The following is a 21,338-nucleotide window of genomic DNA, read 5'->3' as shown; positions in this document are numbered from 1 at the left end:
AACAATGTCCGAGGCCCTGATCGTCTGCGAGAGCCTGGTCCGCATCTACCAGTCCGGCTCGATCGAGGTGCAGGCGCTGCAGGGGCTCGACCTCGTGGTCGACCGGGGGGAGATGGTCGCGGTCGTCGGCGCGTCCGGATCGGGCAAGTCGACGCTGCTGTCGATTCTCGCCGGCATCGACGCGCCCACGGCCGGCCGGGCCCGGGTCGACCGGTGGAACCTGCTCTCGATGTCGCGGAAGGACCGCGTCCACTACCGGCGGCACACCGTCGGGTTCGTGCGCCAGCAGACGGCCAGCAACCTCGTCCCCTACCTGACCGCCCGGCAGATGATCGATCTACCCATGGCGGCCGCGCGCACGCCGTCCCATAAAAGACGGACCCGGACCACCGAGCTGTTGAAGGCGCTCGGCGTGGCCCACACGGAGGACCGGCGACCGGCGCAACTCTCCGGCGGGGAGCAGATGCGGGTGGCGATCGCCGTCGCCCTCGCGAACGAACCGCGGGTGCTGTTCGCCGACGAGCCGACCGGCGAACTCGACACGGCCACGTCGCAGGAGGTGTTCGGGGCGTTGCGCGACGTGAACCGGCGGTTCGGGGTCACCGTGGTCGTCGTGACGCACGACCCGGCGGTGAGCGGCCAGGTGGAACGGACGGTCGCGATCCGTGACGGGCGCACCAGCAGCGAGACATTGCGCCGCACCACCACGCACGAGAACGGCGACACGCACGTCATCGCCGAGGAGTACGCGGTGATGGACCGGGCCGGCCGCGTCCAGATCCCGCGCGAATACCGCGAGGCGCTGGCGCTGACGCGGCGGGTTCGGCTGGCGCTGGAGGCCGACCGCGTCGAGGTCCGGCCCGACGCATGATCCTTCGAGTCGAGAACGTCAGCCGCAGTTTCGGCGCCGTGAAAGCGCTCCATGACGTGTCGTTCCACCTGGCGGAAGGGACCATGGCCGCGCTGGTCGGCCGGTCCGGGTCGGGGAAGACGACGCTGCTCAACGTCGTCGGTGGCCTCGACCGCCCCGACACCGGGTCGATAACGGTCGACGGCGTCACCGTGACCGACCTCGACGACGACGGCCTGTCGCGGCTGCGCCGCGAACGGGTCGCCTACGTGTTCCAGACGTTCGGGCTGATCCCGGTGCTGTCGGCCGCCGAGAACGTCGGTGTGCCGCTGCGGCTGGGACGGATGCCGACGCAGGAACGCGAGCGCCGGGTGGCGACGCTGCTCGACCTCGTCGGCCTCGCCGACCACGCCCGCCAGAAGCCCGACGAGCTGTCCGGCGGCCAGCAGCAGCGGGTGGCGATCGCGCGGGCGCTGGCCGCGTCGCCGCGGCTGCTGATCGCCGACGAGCCCACCGGCCAGCTCGACGCCGAGACCGGCCTGGCGGTGATGGCGCTGCTGAAGGGCGTAGTGGAGTCCGAGGGCGTGACGGTGCTGGTCGCGACCCACGACCCCGTGATGATGGCGCTCGCCGACCGCGTGCTGCACATCAGCGACGGGCGCGTCGGTTGATCGCGCCGATCGGGCGCCGCGCGCGTCGGTTGATCGCGCCGATTGCCCCGGTCGGGCGCCGGGCGGCCGCATCGAGTGACGGGCCCGTCGGTTGAGCGCGCTGATCGCGCTGATCGGGCGCCGCGCCCGCCAGCAGTGGCCGCTGCTCGCCGCGCTGCTCGCGGTGGTCGCGATCGGTGCCACGCTGCTCGGCACGTGCGCGCTGCTGGTCACCCGCACCGGCGGGCAGGCGCTGGAGGTGGTCGCCGCCCGCGCCGACCCGGACAACACGCGGGTCACCGCGTTCACCGTCGACATCCGCGGGAAGGACGTGCGGTCGGTCGCCGACGACACCCGCGCACTTCTACAGACGACGCTCGATCCGTTCGCCTCGACCACCGCCGCCCGCGCGTCGTCGGCGATCCGGTCGCTGCCCTCGGCGCCCGCCGACGGGAACGGTACGGCGGCCGAGACCTACCTGGCCGCCGTCGAGGACCTCCCGGCCCGCGCCCAACTCCTCGACGGCCGCTGGCCGCAGGCGAAGGGCGAGGCGGTGATCCTGGAGTCGACCGCGCGGATTCTTGACCTGAAGGTCGGCGCCAGGGTCGGCCTCGGATCGGAACTGCGGCAGGACCCCGCACCCGCCCTCGACGTCACCGTCGTCGGCATCGCGCGTCCGCTCGCCGGCACCGGCTGGGACCGCGACCCCCTCGCCGGCACCGGTTACGACTTCGCGTTCCAGGACGGCCGCACCGCCCAACCCGTCCACGCCTACGGCCCCTTTCTCGTCGGCCTCGACGACCTGCTCGACGGCGCCTCCACCGTCGACCGGCTGGAGATCACCGCCCGGCCCGACCTCAGCCACGCGTCCCGGACGGACCTCGACGCCGTCGCCCGCGCCGTCACCGGTGCCGACCGGCGGCTCGACCGCACCCTCGGCGAGCGGGTGCGGATCCAGCGGGTCGAGTCGTTCCTGCCGGCGACGCTGCGGCAGGCCCGCGAGCAGCAGCGGGTCACGGCGGCGGCGGTGCTCGCGGTCGCGCTGGTCGGCTGCGTGCTCACCGCGACCGCGCTGGCGCTGGCCGGCCGCCTCACCGCCGGCGTCCGCACCGGGGAGACCGGGCTGCTGTCGGCGCTCGGCGTCAGCCGGAACCAGTTCGCGCTGGTGGCGGCCGCGGAGGCGCTGGCGCTCGCCGCGCTCGCGGCCGCGATCGCGGTGCCGGCCTCGGCCGGGCTGCACTCGTGGCTGACCCACCGGCAACCGCTGTCCGGTGCCGGGCTCGCGACCGGCGCGGCGGCGAACGGCCCGCAGGTGGCCGCGGTGATCGCGGGCGCGCTGGCGCTCGCGGCGGTCCTGGTGGTCATGGCCGTGCGCCCCGCACCGACGGGCGGCCAGTTCCTCGTCCGCTCCGGGGTCGACGTCCTGCTCGTCGCGTTCGCCGTGGTCGGTTGGTGGCAGCTCACCGCGCAGCCGTCCGGTTCCGGCGCCCGCGCCGACGTCGTGCGGGTGGCCGCGCCGGCGTTGCTCCTCACGGCCGGTGCCGCGTTGGCGCTGCGGTCGGCCGTCCCGGTGCTCACGGCCGTCGACCGGTTGGCCCGCCGGTCGCGCGGCCTGGCCCTGCCGCTGGCCGCGTTCGAGGCCGCGCGCCGGCCGCACACGGTCGCGGCCGGGCTGCTGATCGCCCTGGCGTGCGCGGCCGGCACGTTCGGCACCGCGTTCGACGCCACCTGGCAGCGGTCGCAGCGCGATCAGGCCGACCTCTCCGTCGGCACCGACCTCGCGCTGCGCGTCGCGGCCCCGCCGTCCGCCGGCGACGGTGCGGCGATCGGCGCGGCCACCGGCGGCGTCGTCAGCCCGGCCATGAACCGCGGGATCGCCGTCGGGCAATGGGTGGGCGGCGGGGGCGCGGCGCCACGGCTGGTCGCGATCGACACGGCGCGGTCCGCGGCCTTGCTGCGCGGCCGCGGCGGCGAAAACCAATCGTGGACGCGCGTCGGCGCGGGCCTGTCGCCGGAAATCCGTGCCGCGGGTGTGCCCGTGCCGGCCGACCTGACGATCGCCGGAACCGCCACCGGTGGCGTAGAGGTGCTCGCGACACCGCGCCTGCTGCTACAGGACGGCACCGGCGTGCGCACCCCGTGCGCCGGCCCGGCGTTCCCCCTCGACGGCATGCCGCACCGGTTCCCGTCGTGCGCGCCGGGGCACCTGGTGGCCGTCTTCCTGTCGCTGATTTCCTCCGGTCCGGTCGGTGAATCGGGGACGCTGGCCGGCGTCACCGTGACCCTGTCCGTGCCCGGCGCCGGCCCGGACTGGACCGCGTTCTCCGCTCCCCCGGACCCCCAGATGCTGACGAATCCCGCCGTCGGCGCCACCCCCACCACCCTGACGATGACCGCCGACGTCCAGTTCTACGGCTTCTACGACGGTGCCAGGACCCTGGTGGCCACCGCGTTCGGCAACCCCGGCCCGGTTCCGGTGGCGGTGTCCGCCCGGTTCGCGTCCGACCTCAAGGCCCGCGTCGGTTCGCGGCTCAGCCTCACGGTCGGCACCACGCCCGTTCCGGTGGTGGTCACGTCGGTGGTGCCGTCCGTCCCCGGCGCGCCCGGCGCCGCCGCGATCCTCGCCGACATCGACCTCCTGTCCCGCGCCGTGATCCGCGGCGGCGACCCGACGTTCCCGATGGACGCCTGGTGGGTCGGCCACCCCCGCCCCGACGCGCCCGAGCGGGTCGCCGACCTGCACCTCGGAACCGTCGTCACCCGCGCCGGCGAGGCCGCCCGCCTGACCGGCAGCCCACCCCGCGCCGGCCTCCCGGGGGCCCTGCGGCTACTGGTGCCGGCCGCGGCGCTGCTCCTGTTCGCCGGCGTCGCCCTGCACGTGACGTTCGACCTGCGCGCCCGCGCCCTGGAGGTGGCGCGCCTGCGCGGCCTCGGCGTGTCCCGCCGCGAGATCCGGACCGTCCTGCTCGGCCAGCACATGGCCGTGCTCCTGCCGCCCCTGCTGGCCGGCGCCCTGGTCGGCGCGCTGGCCACCTACGGGGTGGCACCCCCGATGATCCGCTCGGACACCGGCGCCGTACCGGTCCCGCCGGTGGTACCCCTCTGGCCCTGGGGCCACGAGGCGATCCTGGTAGCGCTCCTGCTGGCCGGCTGCCTCCTGGCCGTGACGGTGGTAGCCACGTTCCAGTCCCGCCAGGCCGACGCCGCCCGCTTGCGGGTGACCTCGTGATTCCCCGCGTGCATTGGCCCAGCGTGCGGGGGCGGGCGCGGGCCGACGCCGGTCCCCTCCTGCTGGCCGGCGTCGTCCTCATGGTCGTCACCCTGCTGGCCACCGCCGCCCCGCCGCTGCTCCGGGCGACCGCCGACGACGCCGTGCGCGACGCCGTCCGCCGCGCCGGCCCGACCGCCGACGTCCTGACCCACGCCCGCTGGATCCCCGACGACGCGCCCGGCGGCGGCCGGACCCGGGTCCCCGACCTGGCCGAGGACGTCGACGAGTTCCGCCGCCGGGCCGAGAACGCGCTCACCCCCGACCTCCGCCGGGTGCTGCGACCACCGACGACGATCGTCTCCAGCCCGACGCTGCGGATCACCGACGGCAGCCAGCTGCGCACCTTCCAGCTGAACTACCTGGCCGACGCCCGGGGCGCCGCCAGCGCGACCGCCGTCACCTGGGTGGCCGGCGGACCACCGCGACCGAGCGTCACCCGCGACGCCACGATGTCCTACGACGCCCCGCCGTGGCCGGTGCAGGTCGGCCTGTCGGAGGCCGACGCCGCCGCCCTGGGCGTCGGCCCCGGCGACCGGATCCCGCTGGTCGACGAGCAGAAGCGGGAGAAGCACGTCGAGGTGAGCGGCGTCTTCCGCCCCGACGACGGTCCCGGCTGGCGGCTGGCCCCGTGGCTGCTCCACCCGGTCAGCGGCTCCGACGGCGTCGGCACCACCCGCCTGGGCGGGCTGCTGTCCCCCGATTCGCTGCCCGACGCGCGGCTGGCGTTCGACCAGGACGAACTCGACCGCACCGTGCGGTTCGCACCCGACCCGTCCACCCTCACCGCGGACTCGGGCCGGACGATCGCCGGGACCGTGGTCGAATTGAAGGTGACCTCCGGCTCCTCCGCCACACTCGACGCGTCGCTGAAGTGGGAGTCCCGCCTCGACCTGATCCTCCGCGAGGTACAAACCCGGGTGGACGCCGCGGCGGCCCAGGCATCGGTGCTGCTGCTCGCCGTGGTGGCGGGTACGGTACTGGTCCTCCTGCTCGCCGCCGACCTCCTGGTGCGCCGCCGCACCCCGTCCCTCACCATCACCCGCCGACGCGGCGCCGCCGTCGGCGACCTGGCCCTGGAACTCACCCTCGAATCGGTGCTGGTGGCCGCGCTCTTCGCCGCCGTGGGGCTGGCCCTGGCCCGCCTGGTCACGCCGGATGTCGCCTGGTGGTGGGCCGTGCCGGTGGCCGCGACGCTGGCCGCGGCGAGCCCGGGATTCGGCACCCTGGCCACGGCCAGGGCCACCAGCGACCGGCGCGTGCCGGCCAACCGCTCCGCCCGCCGCTTCATCCACCGCACGGCGGAACTGAGGCGCGCCGCGCTCGAGGTGGCGCTGCTGGCCGCCGCGACAGCCGCCGCCGTGGCCCTGCACCAACGCGGAATCCTCCCCACCCCCACGGACGCCGCGGCACCGGCCGCCGGTGGGTTGCTGGCTTCGGGGGGTGGGGTGCTGCCCGCGAGTGCGCCCGCGCTCGGTGCGGTCGCCGGTGCGGTGCTCCTGCTGCGGGTGCTCCCCGCCGGGCTGGGCGTGGCGTTGGCGTGGGCGCTGCGCGCACGGCGTCCACTATTGCTTTTCGGCACGGCGCGGGCGGCCGCGACGGCGGGCCGGGCGTTGCCGGTGTTGGCGATGGTCGCGGCGGCGGCGTTGGCGTCGTTCGCGCTGACCCTCGACGCCACGGCGAACCGCGGCCTCGCCGCCGGCGCGTGGCAGACGGTCGGCGCCGACGCCCGGCTCGACCTCGCCCCCGATGCGGCCGAGCCAGCGGTGCCCGAGCTCGCCCGCACGCTCGCGGCGCGGCCCGGGGTGCGGCAGGTGGTGACGGCACAGGTGACCGACGACGCCCGCGTCCTCACCGGGCAGACGCTGGTGACGCCCCGCCTGGTGATCGTCGACTCGGCCGCGTTCCGGCGGCTGCTGGCGTCGACGCCCCTGCCGGACGCGCCGGCGCTCTCGCTGCTGGCGGCGGCCGGGTCAGCGGATGTGCCGGCGCTGGTCCGCTCGGCCGACGGCGGCCTGCGGCCGGGGATGCGGCTGGAACTCCCCCGCGAGGGCGCCGATCCGGTGCCGCTCCGCACGGTGGGCACGGCGCCCCGGGTCGGTGACGTCGAGGACGTGGTCATCGTCGACGCGCGGGCGCTGGCGGAGCGCGGCGTCCCCGTGGTGCCCGACACCGTGTGGGTGGTCGGCCCCGGTACGGCGAAGGCCGTCGCCGCGGCGGATGTTCCCGCGGACGTCGTGCTGCGGGCGACCGTCCTGCACGACCGCCGGAGCGCCCCGTTGACCGCCGGCCTCCTCCGGCTGACCCTGACGTCGGCGGCGGTGCTGCTGGTGGCCGGCCTGCTCGGGCTGGCGCTGGGCGCCGCCGCCGGCGCGCCCGACCGGTGGCAGACGCTGAGCCGCCTGCGGACCCTGGGCCTCCGGGTCCGCGACGCCCGCCGGGTGGCCGCCGGCGAACTGCTGCCGCCCGTGGCGGTGGCCGCCGTGGGTGGCCCGCTGCTGGGGCTGCTGCTCGCCCGGCTGACCCTGGGCCCGTTGTCGGTGCGGGTGCTGACCGGCCAGCCGAGCGACCCGCCGCTGGTGGTGCCCTGGTGGGGGCTGGCCGCGGTGGCGGTCGCGCTGCTCGTGGCGGTGGCGGTGGTGGTGCCGGTGGAGTCCGCGCTGCGCCGGAGGCGCGGCCTGGCCGAGGTGCTCCGGGCGGGCGGCTGAGGCATGGACGACGAGCCCCGTCAGGGTGCGTCGAAGGCGAACCCCTCGCTCCCGACCCGCCGGAACGGAACAGCTGGAACGCCGGCGATCGTGCGCGCCAGCTCGACCGGGTCGCCGACCGCGTTCGGGATGAGGCCGTACACCGTGGCGCCACGGCAGGTGAAGCGGACCTCCTGGCCGTCGGCCGTACGGGCGTCGGCCCGTACCCAGGGGCGGGTGGCGTACACGGCCTCGCCGTGCGCGGCCAGCCAGCGGCCGATGCCGTGGAGCAACGCTACCTGGGCCGGCGGGATCGCACCGCGGTCGTCGGGCGTGACGCCCAGCAGCAGGTTGCCGTTCTTGCTGACCACGTCGGCCAGCAGCATCGCCAGCTCGCCCACCGACAGCAGCGACGTCTCCTGGCGGTTCCAGCCGAACGACAGGCCGACCGCCCGCACGCACTCCCACGGCAAAGGGTCGATGTCGGCGCGGCGGGCGTACTCCGGGGTGCGCACGTCCGGGTCGGAGCCGCCGAAGCGGTCGTTCACCACGCCGTCGGGGAACTCGGCGTAGTAGTCGGCGATCAGGGGACCCGGGTCGGAACCGGGCGGGCGGCCGATGTCGTTCCACAGGATGCTCGGCCGGTACCGGCGGATCAGCTCGCGCCAGTGCGCGTCGACGTACCCGGCGTACTCCCGGCTCGACGGGATGCTCGCCGCCACGTCGGCCATGCGCCGGATCGGCAGGTGGTCGAACGTCCAGTCGGGGCCGCCGGAGTAGTAGAGGCCGTACCGCATCCCGTGCGCGCGGACCGCCTCGCCCAGCTCTCCGATCACGTCCCGCGTCACGCGCCAGCCGGTCCGGTGCGGATTGTCCACAGTGGACGGCCACAGCAGGAAACCGTCGTGATGCTTGGTGACCGGCACGACGTACCGCGCGCCCGCCGCCGCGAACAGCGACGCCCACGGCTCCGCCGACCACCCGCGTACCGCCTCGAGAAACGGTTCCCGGAAGTCGCCGTAGTCGCCGCCGCCGTACACGGACGCGTGGTACGAACGGGTCGGGCCGTCGAGCAACGAGCTGTTCCAGTACCACTCGGCGTACGAGGTCCGGGCCAGCGGATCACCCGCCGCCGAATCTTCAAGAGACGGCGCCGGCCCCCCGGACGCGAGGATCCGCACCAGTTCGTCGTCGAGCGGCGCCCAGGCCGGTACCGAGTACAGTCCCCAGTGGACGATCACCCCGAACTTCGCGTCGCGGTACCACGCGGGCACCGGTCTCATCGACCCAGCTCCAGTTTGATCGCGTCGTACGCCAGGTCGTTGCCGAGTTCCGGCGGCGACCCCTCGTTGATCCGCAGCACGATCTCGTTGCCGGTGCGGCGGAGAACCACAGGGAACGACCGCCGGAACGTCCGTCCGCCGCACCCGCTGCGGTAGGTGGCGCCGCGCGTCTCGTCGGGCTCGAACGTCCACGCGAACGAGGTGTCGTTCACGTGCACGGTCAGGTTCGGCGGCGTCGGCGGGATGTCGCGCGCGGTGTCCATGCCCCACGCGGCCAGGGCGATCGTGAGGGTCGCGGTATTCGCCGGCTGCGGGACGTCGAACAGGATCCGCCACGGCGCCTGCTCGACGCCGTCGATCCGTTGGAACTGCAGGTAGTTCCAGTCCGCCGGCCCGCTGCGGCCGACCGTGTACACCACGCCGTCCGGGAAGTCGGCGGCGAAGAACCGCGACGTCCCCCACTGCCGGAACTCCCGCCCCCGCCGGAACTCGACCGACGTCCGGTTCGGCGTGCCGATCTGCCACAGTGGACGGACAGACCGCGGGAACGCCGTGAACGGAAGGCGCAGCCGGCATCCCGGCGCGACCACCACGTCGTCGCGCACGACGTCGTCCCACACGCCCTCGCGGTAGACGGTGAGCCGGTAGGTGCCCGGCCGCACGCCGGGCAGCGAGAAGCGACCGTCGCGCCGGACGTCGGCCCAGTAGGCGTAGCCGAGCACGGTCCGCTGGTGGTCGATCCCGTTGTCCGACAACACCGCCACGGCGGGTGCGGGACCCGGATCGACGCGACCGTCCACAGTGGACCGCTCCGCCGACGGCACCCACCCCGGCAACGCGAGCCGGTCGTGGAAGTCGCGGTGGTCGTGGGCGACGGCGGACGCGCGCATCGCGGCCACGTCCGTCCCCGTGGTGAAGCAGACGAAGTACGGCCCGTACGTCTTCGACCACTCCTGCCCGGCCGCGACCCGCACCGGCGGCGCGCCGTAGTGCGTCGCGTGCGGCTCGACCAGCAGCACCGGCCGGCTCGTGGTCTGGTGCAGGTTCAGATCCTGCCGCACCGGCCCGCCGCTGAACGCCTCCCGGTTCGGCTGCACGCACCAGATCCCGTACCCGTTCCCGTACAGGCCGTGCACCACGTGGTCCTTGACCCACGTGGCCCAGTCGTACTTGGTGTAGTACCGGCGCGGGTACGCCGAGCCGACCGCCGACAGGTCGTGCGTGGCGTCCATGACCATCGGCGCGGCCGCGAGTTCCGCCGGCGTCGGCAGGACCGCGGCGCCGGCCCGCCACGGGTCACCGATCGGATCGTCCTCGACCGACGCGTGGGTGAACAGCGCCGGGTCCAGGTAGAAGACGTACCGGTGCTGGTCGGACCGGAACCCGTGCAACTCCGGCGGGTGCTGGAACACGGTGGCCAGGTGCAGGCCCGGTTCGCCGGCCCGCACGATGTGGTGCCGCTCCAACCAGAACGGCCCGCCGTTGGTGGGGCTGTACCGGAACGCGATGTCGACGAAATCCCCACTGTTGTCGGAACCCCGCCGGAGTTCGACCGTGTTCTGCACCGGCGGGAGCGGCAACGCGTCACCCTCGCGGGCGTTGTTCATGTCGTAGTTGCCGCGCCCGCCGCTGCCGAGCAGGTCCCGGCCCTCGAAGCGCAGCGCGGTGAGGCGGGCCGGGCTGGTCTTGCTGACCGTGAGCTGCACGGGACCGTTGTCGACCAGGATCTCCGTCTCGGTCTCCACGACGTCGAGAATGGTGGCGGCGGGAGTGGCGGCGGCGGGAGTGGCGGCGGCGGGCACCGCCAAGGGAGCGGCAAGCGGGACAGCGGCGAGGGCGGTGAACTGGCGTCGGGTAACGATGACGACGCTCCTTCCCGGGAGGCAAGCGCTTTCCTGGATCGAAGCATAGCCATCGATGGCTCTAGACGGAGCGCGCCACGGTCAGGCTGTCCTCGTAGATGTGGTACCGCGTGATCAGCCCGCCCTCGACCGTCAACCGCAGCGCGAACGGCGACCGGTACGCCACGCCCGTCCGGCGCACCGTCTGCACGATCTCGCCGACCACCACCGCGTCGGTGCCGTCGACCAGTACGTCCGACACCGTCGTCCCGTTCAGCTCCGGCACGTGGTGCTCGGCCAGTGTCCGGAAGTGGTCAGCCACGTCGGCCCGCGTCCGCCGCGGCCGGATCCACGGCACGTCCGACGGCAGCTCCGCCGGCTCGGGCCAGCTCAGCAGCCAGTCGACCGGCTCGGCGAACAGCTCCGCGACCCGCTCGGGGTCACCGGCCACGATCCGTCCCATCAGATCCGCCACCACGGCGCGTGTTTCGTCGCTCATGGCCCGAGCCTCGCAGGAGACCGGTAGCAGAGTCGATTACCCGTCAGGTAACGGCGGGGGAATCACACGGTGCGTCACACGGTGGTCGGCCACGATCGGTGGTGACAGAGAGAGGGGACGCACATGCAGGTGCCCGACTGGGAGACACCGCTCGGCGAGGCGTACCGGCACGCGCTCGCCCACCTGACCGGGCTGCCCGGGCGTCCGGTGGGCGTCCCGGTCGATCCGGCCGCGATGCGCGCCGCGCTCGGCGGCCCGGTTCCGGAGACGCCGACGCCGGCCGCCGACGTGATCACCGCGCTCGCGACGGCGGCGGGGCCGGGCCTGATGGCCACCGGCAGCGGCCGGTTCTTCGGGTTCGTGATCGGCGGAGTGACACCCGCCGCGCTCGCCGCCGACTGGCTCACCGCCACCTGGGACCAGAACGCCGGCCTCTACGCGGTCAGCCCCGCCGCCGCCGCGGTCGAGGAGATCGCCGGCGGCTGGCTGCTGGACATCCTCGGCCTGCCGGGGGACGCGTCGGTCGGCTTCGTCACCGGCGCGCAGATGGCCAACCTCACCGCGCTCGCCGCCGCCCGGCACGAGATGCTGCGCCGCGTCGGCTGGGACGTCGAGAAGCGCGGCCTCGCCGCCGCACCGACCGTCCGCGTTCTGGCCGGCGCCGACCGGCACGACACCATCGACCGGGCGCTCCGGTTCCTCGGCCTCGGCACCGACGCGATCGTCGCGGTCGAGGCCGATTCCCAGGGCAGAATGCGGGTGGACGCGCTGCGCCGCGCACTTGATGAGCAGAGCGGGCCGGTGATCGTGTGCGCGCAGGCGGGCAACGTCAACTCCGGTGCCGTCGACCCGATCGGCGCGATCGTCGACCTCGCCCACGGCGTTGGCGCGTGGGTGCACGTCGACGGCGCGTTCGGCCTGTGGGCCGCGGCCAGCCCGGACCTGAAGCCGCTGCTGGCCGGCGTCGAACGGGCCGACTCGTGGGCGACCGACGCGCACAAGTGGCTCAACGTCCCGTACGACTCGGGGCTGGTCTTCTGCGCCCATCCGGCCGCCCACCGGGCCGCGATGGGCGTGCGCGCCGCGTACCTCGTGCACGCCGACGGCGCCGGCCGGGACCCGCTCGACCACAACCCGGAGTTCTCGCGCCGGGCGCGCGGCTTCGCCGTCTACGCGGCGTTGCGGGCGCTCGGGCGCAGCGGCGTCGCGGAGATCGTCGACCGGTGCTGCGCGCTGGCCCGCCGGTTCGCCGACCGCCTCGGCGCCGCCGACGGCGTCACCGTGCTCAACGACGTGGTGCTGAACCAGGTCCTCGTCCGCTTCGACGGCCCCGACGAGCGCACCCGGTCGGTGATCGACGCGCTCCGCGCCGACGGCACCTGCTTCGTCAGCGGCACCACCTGGCGGGGCCGGGCCGCGATGCGGATCTCGGTGACCAACTGGACCACCGACGCCGACGACGTCGACGCCAGCGTCAAGGCGATGCTCACGCTCGCCGGGCCACGCTGACCCGGTTGAAAAGCTAGCGCGCGTCACCCGGTCTTCTGCGACGCGTGGCCGGCCGCGTCCGCGCGGGCCGGAACGCGCGGCGGTCGGTGATCCGCTGCCGGCCGGACGGCCAGCGGCCGGCCAGGCGCGCCTCCAGGAACTCCGCGACCGAGGTCGGCGGCTGCCCGGTGATCCGCTCCACCGTGTCGGTGACGAGGTTGGTGTAGCCGGCGCGGATCGCCTTGCCGATCGTGGCGAAGTTGCGCGCCTCCGGTTCGCCCATGCCGGCCGCCACCAGGTCGGCGACCGTGGCCTCGTCGCTGATCGGCAGGTACCGCACCGGAACGCCGCTGAACTCGCTGATGAGCGCGGCGATGTCGAACTGGGTGTGCGCCCGCGGCCCGGTGACCTCCAGGATCGCGCCCTGATGCCCGCCGCGGGCCAGCACCTCGGCCGCGACGGCCGCGCAGTCCTCGCGGGTGACGTACGCGGTGGCGCCGTCGCCGTTGTTGTCGAGCAGTGTGCCGGTGGCGAGCATGGTCTCGATGCCCATGAGCACGAGCTGGGTGTACGGGCTGTTGCGCAGCATCGTGTACGGCACGCCCGACTCGACCAGCGTCGCCTCGGTGCGGCGATGGTCGGCCGCCACCGATGCCGGGTTGTCGTGCTCGGCCCGCGCGATCGACGTGTACAGCACGTGCCCCACCCCGGCCGCGGCCGCGGCACTCACCGCGTTTTCGTGCTGCCGCGCCCGCCGGTCGGTGGGGCTCAACACGTCGGTGCTGACGAGCAGGAGCCGCTCGACGCCGTCGAGCGCCCGGGGCAGCGTGTGCGGGCGGTCGAAGTCGGCCTCCCGGGTCGCGACCCCGAGACCGGCGAGCGCCTCGGGCGTGCGGCTGAGCGCCACGACGGTGCCGGCGTCGACGCGTTCGAGGAGGAGCCGCAGCACCAACCGGCCCAGCCGCCCGGACGCACCGGTCAGCGCGATCATCGCACCTCCACCACCGACCGACCGATCCCGCCACTGCTACATCATCGAAAGACGATACGGGTATCCTGCCGATCCGGTTCCGCCCGTCGATTGCCGATGATGATCCGGGCAATGATCCGGGCGATGATCGACGGCGCCATGAGCCGCGACGGCTTGTCGAGGAACGCGCTGACCCGGAGGAAGCGGGCCGCGACGACGGGATCGTGCTCGGCGGCGACGAGCACCCGGTGAACGTAGGCGTTGCCGAGCCGCACCGCCGGCGATCGCGGCCCGTCGACCTGGGGCAGGGCGAGGTCCGCGCCGACTGCCATCCGCCACGCCGTGCCGACCGGCCGGGCGGCCAACCGGAAGAACCGCCGGGCGAGGCGCCCGTCGCCACGGCGCAGACAGTGACGGAGCACGATCGCCTGCTTGGCGGCGACCGACATGCCCTGCCCGTAGATCGGGTTGAAGCTGCACATCGCGTCGCCGACGACGAGCAGTCCGCGCGGGAAGCGGCGCATGCGTTCGTAGCGGCGGCGGCGGTTGGCGCGGAACCGGAACGTCGACACGTCGGCCAGCGGCCGGGCGTCGCGCAGGGCGGCCACGATGTGCGGCGGCGCGAACGGCGCCGCGAACTCCACCATCGCCCGGTAGTCGGCGGCCGGGTGATGGCCGGCGTAGCCGGAGACGGTGAACAACCAGGTGTCGTTCTCGTACGCGAACAGGGCCATCGCGCGTGGTCGTCGGGGAGTCGGCCCGATCAGCGTGAGTTGTTCGGGCACCGCACCGGGCTCGAACCGGATCAGCCTGCTGGCGTACCGCAGGTCGATCTCGACCTCGTCCTCCGGCGGCCGGCGGTAACCGAGCTCGGCCAGCCGGGTGGGAGTTCGCGACCCGCGTCCGGTGGCGTCGATCACCAGGTCGGCGGTCAGCACCTGCTCGGCGGGCGCGCCGTGGCGGAAGACGCGGGCTCCGGTGACGCGGTCCCGGGCGGCGCTCGTCACCAGTCCCACGAACGCGCAGCCATCGAGGATCTCCACGTTGGTCAGGCCGCGGATCCGGGTGCGGACCGCCGCCTCGAGCAACGGTCGGCTCGCCTGGTGCAGGAACTCGACGGGCGGCGCGGGCGGCGCGAGCCGGTGCACGCCGTCGGGAACGAACCGCACGGCGGTGTAGTTGTCGAGCCTGGGCGCCCCGGCCGCGACGAGTTCGCCGAGCAGGCCGGGGAACAGCTCGTCGATGATGTCGGCGCCGCTCGGCAGGAGGGTGTGACCGTGCCGGCCCTGTGGGACGCCGCGGCGGTTGTCCGCCGCCGGCGGCAACGGGTCCCGCTCGACGACGGTGACCCGCTCGTACTCGTCGGCGAGCACCCTGGCGGCCAGCAGGCCGGCCATGCTCGCTCCCAGCACGATCGCGTGGTGTCGGTTGTCGTCCATGCGTCGAGGATGGGGTGCGCCGCCGCTCACTTTCCACGTCAGATGGTGGTCAATGGCCGTCCAGTGGTGACGCGTCCCGCCGGTGAGGCTCGATCTCCGTCATCCAGAGGATGTCGGTGAGCTCGTCGAGAGCCCTGGCGAGATGGCGGCGGTAGGTGCTCAGGGGCAGGTCGAGGATCTGGGCGGCGGCCTCCTGCGACGGTGCCGGGCGCAGGTAGGTGCGGTCGAGGACCGCCCGGAGCTGATCACCCCTGGGCCGGTTGCCGAGGTCGGTGACGGCGTCGCCGATGGTGGTCCGCAACCGGTCGACGCTCGGACCGGCCGGGGTCGCGGCCAGCGCGGAGTCGATCAGTGGGTTGGTGGCGAGCCGGTCGGGCCGGCACACCGTCTGCAGGGCCGCCTTGACGGCCGCGGCGAAGCGGGTGCGGTCCATGGGTGGCCGGCGGAGCAGGGCGGCCGGTGGTGGTCCGGTCTCACCGGAGTGCGCCCGGTCGCGGACCAGGTCGAGGTAGACGTCGACGGAGATCCGTCGCCAGTCGATGCCGTAGGCGACGTGCCGCACGCCGCCGTGGTCGATCCCGACGAGCCGGGTGAAGGCCATGTACTCGGAGAAGGCGAAGGTCAACGGGTCGATCCCGACGAACACCGACCAGGCCAGCGGCCGGGCCAGCATCTCGATGAGGGTGCAGACACTCGCGGCGAGCAGGGCGTACGGGTCGTGCTGGTGTGCGCGGGTTCCGGCGGCGTACCGGGTGATGCCGACCAGTTCCCCGGGCCGCAGGGGTCCTTCCCGGGCGATGTGGTCGAGAACGGCGCGCACCACCGGGTCACGGTCCTCCAGCTCCGACCGGCCGGGGCACAGGACGTGGTAGGCGAACCCGGTGAGGTTGTCGCCGGCGCGCACCACGCTGAGCTGTTCGGGCTGCTCGCCGATCCAGGCCCGGGCGAGTTCGGCGTTGGCCGGTCCCTCGAACCGTTCGATCACCGCGCACACCGGCTCGTGTTCGTCCGGGCGGGCCGGTGCGACCGTCGCCGAGCCCCGCGCCCGCAGGCGGGCGACCACCTCGGCGAGCGGGCTGTTGCCCAGCAGGAAGAACATCTGCTGCGCGTGCCGTTGCCGGTCGAGGCCGGTGGTCGCGCGCAGGGCGGCCACCGCGTGGGCGTGGATGATCCGGCGGTAGGAGCGGTACCGCTCGGGTTCGCGGCGTTCGAACTCGGCGTCCAGCACGTCGCGGGCCAGGTCGTGGGCGGACAGCCCGCGCGGGCCGGCGGTGATGAACGGACGCCGGGCCAGCCACTGCCACACCGCCGGGGCGGCGTCGGCGCCCACCAGCCGCGCGAGAAGTTCCTCGGTGGTCAACCAGGCGATCGCGCAGGCGGCGAGGCCGATGCGGTGCAGTTCGCTGGGCACGTCACGCAGGAACGATTCCAGTAGTGCCGAGACCAGATCCGGTGCGTCGGCGAGGGTGGCCGGCACCTCCCCGGACGCGGTCAGGTCCGCCAGCAGGGCCACGGTCAACGGGTGTCCGCGGCCGAGGGTGATCAGGTGCGACCGGTCGGACGGAGCGACGCCGGCGTGGGCGAGGAGTTCGCCGCTCTCCGCCGCGTCGAACGGGTCGAGGCGGTGCACGGCCACGAGATGCCGCCAGCCGGGGTCGGTGCGCCACGGCGCCGCCGGTGGATCGCGACCGGCCAGCACCACGACGGCGTCGGCGCTCAGCCCGAGGACGAGGTCGTCGCGTACCCACGCGTCGATCGCGACGAGCTGCTCGTACCCGTCGATGAGCAGGACGCCACCGGTCAGCGGCCACGAGGTCGGCCGCAGCGCCGCTCGCAGCCCCTCCGGTGACGGATCGACGTCGCGGCCGTCGATCAGCACGACCCGGCGACCGGCGGCCCGCGCGCGCAACTCCAGCAGCAGCGTCGTCTTGCCGATGCCGCCCTGGCCGTGCAGGAACAGCACCCGCCGCGGCGACCGCCCGGCGATGGCGTCGTCGAAACTGGCCACCTCGCGCCGACGTCCCACGAAGTGCTGCCTGCGAGCGGTCTCCAACAGGTCGCCAAGGTGTGCGGGCATGCCGACAATTATCCGACCTGGCGGGGCTCAGGAGCGGATCTGCTGGAGGATCGTCTCGTCGGTGATCGAGTCGTCCCGTGCCAGCAGGAGCGCCTTGCTCAGGATCAGCGCCAGCACCCGGTCGCCGTCGAAGGGCAGGAACACCGGGCCGGCCCGGTCGGGTGTCTGCTTGGGGACGATGCACAGGTACTGGTCGTTCGGGCTCATCAGGATGTTGCCCGAGCCGAGGTGGATCCGGTACGTGCGCATTGTGCCCCGCACCTCGAGGAAGCGGCCCGACACCGTGGCGCGGTCGGCGATCGCGAGCCGGGGCACCAGGCGTTCGAGGAGCTCGCGCCGGGTCTGCGCGGTGGCGCCGAGCTCGCCGAAGGCGTACTCGGCCCAGTACTCGCGGTGCCGGCCCCGCGGACCACCGTCTTGCCAGGTGGGGTCGTTGCCGACGCTGGCAACGCCGACGAACAGGTCGACGTCGCGCATCACCTCGCTGAACACCAGCGGCGGGATGTCGACGAGCGGCACCGGGTCGCCGACCGGGTTCCGTGTGTGCCAGTGCTGCCCGTAGCCGCCGCCACCGGCGTGCGCCTCGTTCTCCGCCGCCCCGACGGAGTAGAACCGCACCTGGTCGGTCGCGATCCGGAAGTACGTGCCCGACTCGGTGGTGTCGTCGCCGCCGTAGTCCTCGCCGATCCCCTCGACCCAGAACTCCGCCCGCAGCCCCCACCCGGGCAGCTCCCGCTTCGGCGGCGGGTACACGTCGTCGACCATCAGCCGCAGCTTGTTGCGCCAGCCCCGCACCGCGGCCAGCGCGTGGAACTGGTGCTGCCGCAGGACGTGCGCGGCGAACCGGTTGGAGTACGTGGCCGTGCGCTCCTCCGCCGCGGTGAGCAGGTAGACCTCGCGGTGGGCCTGCTTGAACGGCTGCGTGATCCCGTGCCGTTCCAGCCACGTGCGCCAGGCCACCACCTCGACGACGGGCCGGCCGATCGGATGCCAGAGCCGGACCTCGTCCCCCTCATCGACTTGCTCGTCGTTCACGTCGCGCAACCGGCCGTCGGCGAACGCGACGGGCCGGTCGTCGACGAGCCAGATCAGCCGCCGGGCCAGCGTGCCGAGCAGCGGATGGTCGAGGTAGCGCTCGCGCCAGGTGTCGAACGTCCACACCCGTTGCGCGAGGAACTGCCGGTCGAGCCGGTCGGCCTGCGCCGACAGCATCTGGTCGAGGTCCTTGACGGACGCCTTGAGCTCCTTGAGCTCCTCGGCATGATCCGTGCGCACGGCCGCGGGCGGCGCCTTCACCGCGCGTCCACCCGCATTGGACCACGTGACGACCGCACGCCCGCCCGACACCTCGACCACCGCGGTGGCCACGGCGGATCCCTCCGGCCCGAACTCCACGACGCGCCGGCCGACCCCGGTGAGCCCGTAGGTGGGCACGGCCAGCTCCTCGACCTCGTCGCGGGACAGGTTCAGCGACCGCGCCACCGCCTCCAGCGCGGCGTCGAGCTCCTTGACCGTCCCCTTGAACGTGACCCGCGTGGTGAGCCGCGCGAGCTGCGCCAGCGCGGCTTCGGTGCCCAGCCCCGACAACGCCTGCACGGCCGCGTTGGCGGTCTTCGGGCTGCGCGGGCCGAGCCCGGCGACCTTGCGCAGCGCGGTGTCGACCAGCGCGCCGAGCAGGCGGGCGGTGTCGGGGTGCTCGGGCACGTGGACGGTGAGCCAGATGAGGCCCCGCAGCGGTGTGGCGTTGTGGAGATCGAACGCCTCGTTGACGTCGTACTCGTACGGGTTGCGTTCGAGGGGCAGCGTGCGCGGCCTGCCCACCAGCCCGAGCCAGCCGCGCAGCGTCGCGCCCGCCTCGTCGCCGGGGAGATCGGCCAGCAGCTCGACGGCCTTCTTGGCCCACGTCTCGGTCGGACGCGGACCGGTGGCGGTGGCGGCGTGCGCGACGAGTTCCGCCCACGGCCCGCCGCCCCCGACGGCCGCGTTGACCGCGTCGGCCCACGCCTCGCCGCAGTTGAGTGGCGGGTCGGTGAGCGTGCGGGCGTACTTCTTCAGGTCGCCGTTGTCGTACCGGTCGCCGTGCGCGGTGCGCCGCACGACGGCCACCGCCTCCGGCGTCAGCGGTCGGCCCGCGTGCTCCAGCACCTTCGCGTACACGAGCAGCTGGGCGGGCGGCCAGTAGGTGCTGAACCGCCCGGCCGACCGCAGCATGGCCTCGGCGACCTGCGGCGGCGTCGCCGTGCCCAACCGTTCGCCGACGGCCGCGACCAACTGGTGCGCCGAGACCCGGTGGTTCGGATCGGTGAGCTCCGCCGCCCGTTCGATGATGGCCAGCGCGAGCCCCGACCGCACCTCCGCCTCGAGCGTGTTGAAAACGTGCCGGTAGTCGTAGCTCCAGTCGCCGTGGTTGGTGCCGGCAATGGTGACCAGCTCCGCGGCGAGCCCGGGGACGTCGCGGGCCTTCGCGAGGCGACGGACGGCCTCGAAGCGCGGCGCGTTCGGCATCAGCCACCCACCAGGGGCACGAGCTTGAGGAACGTGACCTGCGTGTCCATCGCCAGGGCGAGCGTGGCGTCGAGATCCTCCACCTGCCGGTCGTCGACCAGCACCACGAACCCGTTGCGCTCGAACGCCGCCAGCGCCGACGCCACCTGCCGCTCGGGATCGACGTGGCGCTTCGAGCGCAGCCGGTACCCGTTCAGCGTGACCTCGGCGTCGTCGGGCCGGACCAGCCCCTGGAAAACGGGATCCGGCCTGGCGTTGTACTCGGCGACCTCCTGGAAGACCCGGCGGCGGATGAGCTCGCGCAGCGTGAGGGTCTCCTCGAAGATGTCGAGGTGCCAGGCGTCGCCCCGGGTTCCGGCAGTCGTCTCGTCGACGACGGTGACTATGAACACGGCGGGAGTCTAACGACGCCCTACGACAGGAACGGCCCGGAACGAGGTCCCGGGCCGGTTCCGGATCAGGAGGCGCAGATCGCCTGTGCCCGCAGTCGCCACGAGCCGGCGATCGTCGTCGGTTCCACCGCGTACACGTCCACCTCGACGCAGACGGCGTACGCGGCGAGCGTCCACACGAGGGTGGTGCCGTCGGCGTCCTCCACGGCCACCGCCTCGGTCTGGTTGAGGTCGAACGTGCGGACCGTCGCGATGCCCACCTGCCCGTCGGCTCCGACGAGCTGCGCGCCGGTGCCGACGACCTTCTTCCCCACCGGGCAGAGCGCCTGCAGGATCCGCGGGTTCGACGACGAGGGAGGGGTCGTCGCGGAGACGATCCCGTACCCGGCCGGCGCCGGGGCGCAGATCGCGTACGCGTCCAACCACCAGTTGCCCGCGATCCCACCGGCCGACTCGGTGCCCGAGACCGTGTAACGGTCCCCCGTCGCGTCCGACACCGGGCGGAGCCGGGTCAGCATCACCTTCGTCGCATCGGCCGTCGCCGTCGCGAAGGCCCAGCCACCCCCGCCGCGACCACCAGCACCATCAACCGTCGCATCACTACCCCCTCGGGTTGCCGTGTGATACCAGGCAACCCGCCGGAGGACAGGCGGGGAGGACCGATTTACGAACCGTCCTCCGGGGACCCGACGGTCCAGTGGACGGTGTTGTACTCGATCAGCTCCAGGCGGTCGTCCGCCTCCTCGTACACCGTCACGCCGCAGTTGGCCGGCGCCTGGCCCGGCGGCCAGCGCTCGGCCCGGTCGTAGTCCCACTGTTCGAGGACGAAGCGGAAGCACCGCAGCGCCTGCCCGTGCGTCACGACGAGGATGCGCTTGCCGGCCCGGTCGCGGTCGAGCAGGTCGAGGAACTGGTGGATGCGGCCGACCACGTCGGCAAGGCTCTCGCCACCCGGCGGGCGGGCCATGAACCCGCCGAACGTCTGCCAGTACTCGTGCAACCACGGGAACGCCGACGTCGCCTCGGCCTCGGTCATGTCGTAGGCGTAACCGGAGTCGCGTTCGCGGATGAAGATGTTCATGTCGACCGGCATCCGTTTCCGCTCGTCCGGCGGGTACGCGGCGAGGATGCCGTCGGTCGTCTGGATGGTGCGGGTGTAACCCGACGTGTAGACGTGGTCGAAGACGCCGAACCGCTCGCGGATCACGTGGCCGGTCTGCTCGGCCTGGAGATGGCCGTCGTCGGTCAGCGGGATGTCGTGGTCGGGCTGGCCGCGCAGGACCCGCCGGGCCGCGTCGTCGGCGAAGTAGACGGCGTCCTTCTTCACCTGGTTGCGGGCGGACTCGGCATGCCGGACGAGGACCAGGAGGGCGGGACGCTGCACCCCGC

At 73.8% G+C, this 21,338-nt stretch carries 15 protein-coding genes; 5 read left to right on the top strand and 10 right to left on the bottom strand.

The features are described from left to right. Positions 1 to 4 precede the first annotated feature (4 nt). The 4 genes from Vau01_RS41130 (at position 5) to Vau01_RS41115 (ending at position 7,476) form a co-directional block, all read left to right on the top strand. Positions 5 to 871 (top strand): ABC transporter ATP-binding protein, encoded by an 867-nt coding sequence (locus tag Vau01_RS41130; protein ID WP_204005274.1) that lies wholly within the window; start codon positions 5 to 7, stop codon positions 869 to 871. Continuing rightward, positions 868 to 1,521: an ABC transporter ATP-binding protein gene (locus Vau01_RS41125; RefSeq protein WP_204005273.1), complete on the top strand. Its 654-nt coding sequence runs from the start codon at positions 868 to 870 to the stop codon at positions 1,519 to 1,521. Before Vau01_RS41130 ends, Vau01_RS41125 begins: the two co-directional genes overlap by 4 nt. Before the next feature lie 91 nt (positions 1,522 to 1,612). Beyond that, positions 1,613 to 4,729, top strand: coding sequence for an FtsX-like permease family protein (locus Vau01_RS41120; RefSeq protein WP_239152258.1), 3,117 nt, complete (start codon positions 1,613 to 1,615; stop codon positions 4,727 to 4,729). Next, positions 4,726 to 7,476 (top strand): FtsX-like permease family protein, encoded by a 2,751-nt coding sequence (locus tag Vau01_RS41115; protein ID WP_204005271.1) that lies wholly within the window; start codon positions 4,726 to 4,728, stop codon positions 7,474 to 7,476. The genes Vau01_RS41120 and Vau01_RS41115 overlap by 4 nt, the downstream gene beginning before the upstream one ends. A gap of 20 nt (positions 7,477 to 7,496) precedes the next feature. On the opposite strand, the gene Vau01_RS41110 is transcribed toward Vau01_RS41115, so the two are convergent. The 3 genes from Vau01_RS41110 to Vau01_RS41100 all read right to left on the bottom strand — a co-directional run bounded on the left by Vau01_RS41110 (position 7,497) and on the right by Vau01_RS41100 (position 11,078). Next, positions 7,497 to 8,738, bottom strand: a complete 1,242-nt coding sequence (locus Vau01_RS41110) for an alpha-L-fucosidase (RefSeq protein ID WP_204005269.1) — start codon at positions 8,736 to 8,738, stop codon at positions 7,497 to 7,499. Continuing rightward, a complete protein-coding gene (locus tag Vau01_RS41105) occupies positions 8,735 to 10,483 on the bottom strand; it encodes a polysaccharide lyase family protein (protein ID WP_204005267.1) in 1,749 nt (582 codons plus the stop codon). Before Vau01_RS41105 ends, Vau01_RS41110 begins: the two co-directional genes overlap by 4 nt. Positions 10,484 to 10,661: 178 nt before the next feature. Continuing rightward, positions 10,662 to 11,078, bottom strand: a complete 417-nt coding sequence (locus tag Vau01_RS41100) for a nuclear transport factor 2 family protein (protein ID WP_204005265.1) — start codon at positions 11,076 to 11,078, stop codon at positions 10,662 to 10,664. 123 nt (positions 11,079 to 11,201) lie between these two features. Between Vau01_RS41100 and Vau01_RS41095 the strand changes: the two genes are divergently transcribed. Next, positions 11,202 to 12,587: a pyridoxal phosphate-dependent decarboxylase family protein gene (locus tag Vau01_RS41095; RefSeq protein ID WP_204005264.1), complete on the top strand. Its 1,386-nt coding sequence runs from the start codon at positions 11,202 to 11,204 to the stop codon at positions 12,585 to 12,587. Between the two features lie 13 nt (positions 12,588 to 12,600). Here Vau01_RS41095 and Vau01_RS41090 read toward each other — a convergent pair whose 3' ends face one another. From Vau01_RS41090 to Vau01_RS41060, 7 genes are all read right to left on the bottom strand, one after another. Then, entirely contained in the window at positions 12,601 to 13,557 is a 957-nt protein-coding gene (locus Vau01_RS41090; protein ID WP_204005263.1) for an NAD(P)H-binding protein, read from the bottom strand. A 41-nt stretch (positions 13,558 to 13,598) separates the two neighbouring features. Next, complete coding sequence (locus Vau01_RS41085) at positions 13,599 to 14,975, bottom strand: FAD-dependent oxidoreductase (protein ID WP_204005262.1); 1,377 nt, start codon at positions 14,973 to 14,975, stop codon at positions 13,599 to 13,601. 49 nt (positions 14,976 to 15,024) lie between these two features. Then, on the bottom strand, positions 15,025 to 17,052 hold the full coding sequence (locus Vau01_RS41080; protein ID WP_204005261.1) for an ATP-binding protein: 2,028 nt from the start codon (positions 17,050 to 17,052) through the stop codon (positions 15,025 to 15,027). Between the two features lie 27 nt (positions 17,053 to 17,079). Next, positions 17,080 to 19,557, bottom strand: coding sequence for a DUF4132 domain-containing protein (locus Vau01_RS41075; RefSeq protein WP_239152257.1), 2,478 nt, complete (start codon positions 19,555 to 19,557; stop codon positions 17,080 to 17,082). After that, positions 19,557 to 19,949, bottom strand: a complete 393-nt coding sequence (locus Vau01_RS41070) for a hypothetical protein (protein ID WP_239152256.1) — start codon at positions 19,947 to 19,949, stop codon at positions 19,557 to 19,559. Before Vau01_RS41070 ends, Vau01_RS41075 begins: the two co-directional genes overlap by 1 nt. A 65-nt stretch (positions 19,950 to 20,014) precedes the next feature. Then, positions 20,015 to 20,467 carry a hypothetical protein gene (locus Vau01_RS41065; protein WP_204005260.1) on the bottom strand — a complete coding sequence of 151 codons (453 nt, stop codon included), beginning with the start codon at positions 20,465 to 20,467 and terminating at the stop codon, positions 20,015 to 20,017. Between the two features lie 146 nt (positions 20,468 to 20,613). Beyond that, positions 20,614 to 21,333 carry a histidine phosphatase family protein gene (locus tag Vau01_RS41060; RefSeq protein ID WP_204005259.1) on the bottom strand — a complete coding sequence of 240 codons (720 nt, stop codon included), beginning with the start codon at positions 21,331 to 21,333 and terminating at the stop codon, positions 20,614 to 20,616. Positions 21,334 to 21,338 lie beyond the last annotated feature (5 nt).

This window comes from Virgisporangium aurantiacum (genome assembly GCF_016863635.1).
Lineage (GTDB): Bacteria > Actinomycetota > Actinomycetes > Mycobacteriales > Micromonosporaceae > Virgisporangium > Virgisporangium aurantiacum.
This window is presented reverse-complemented; position numbering and strand designations above follow the sequence as displayed.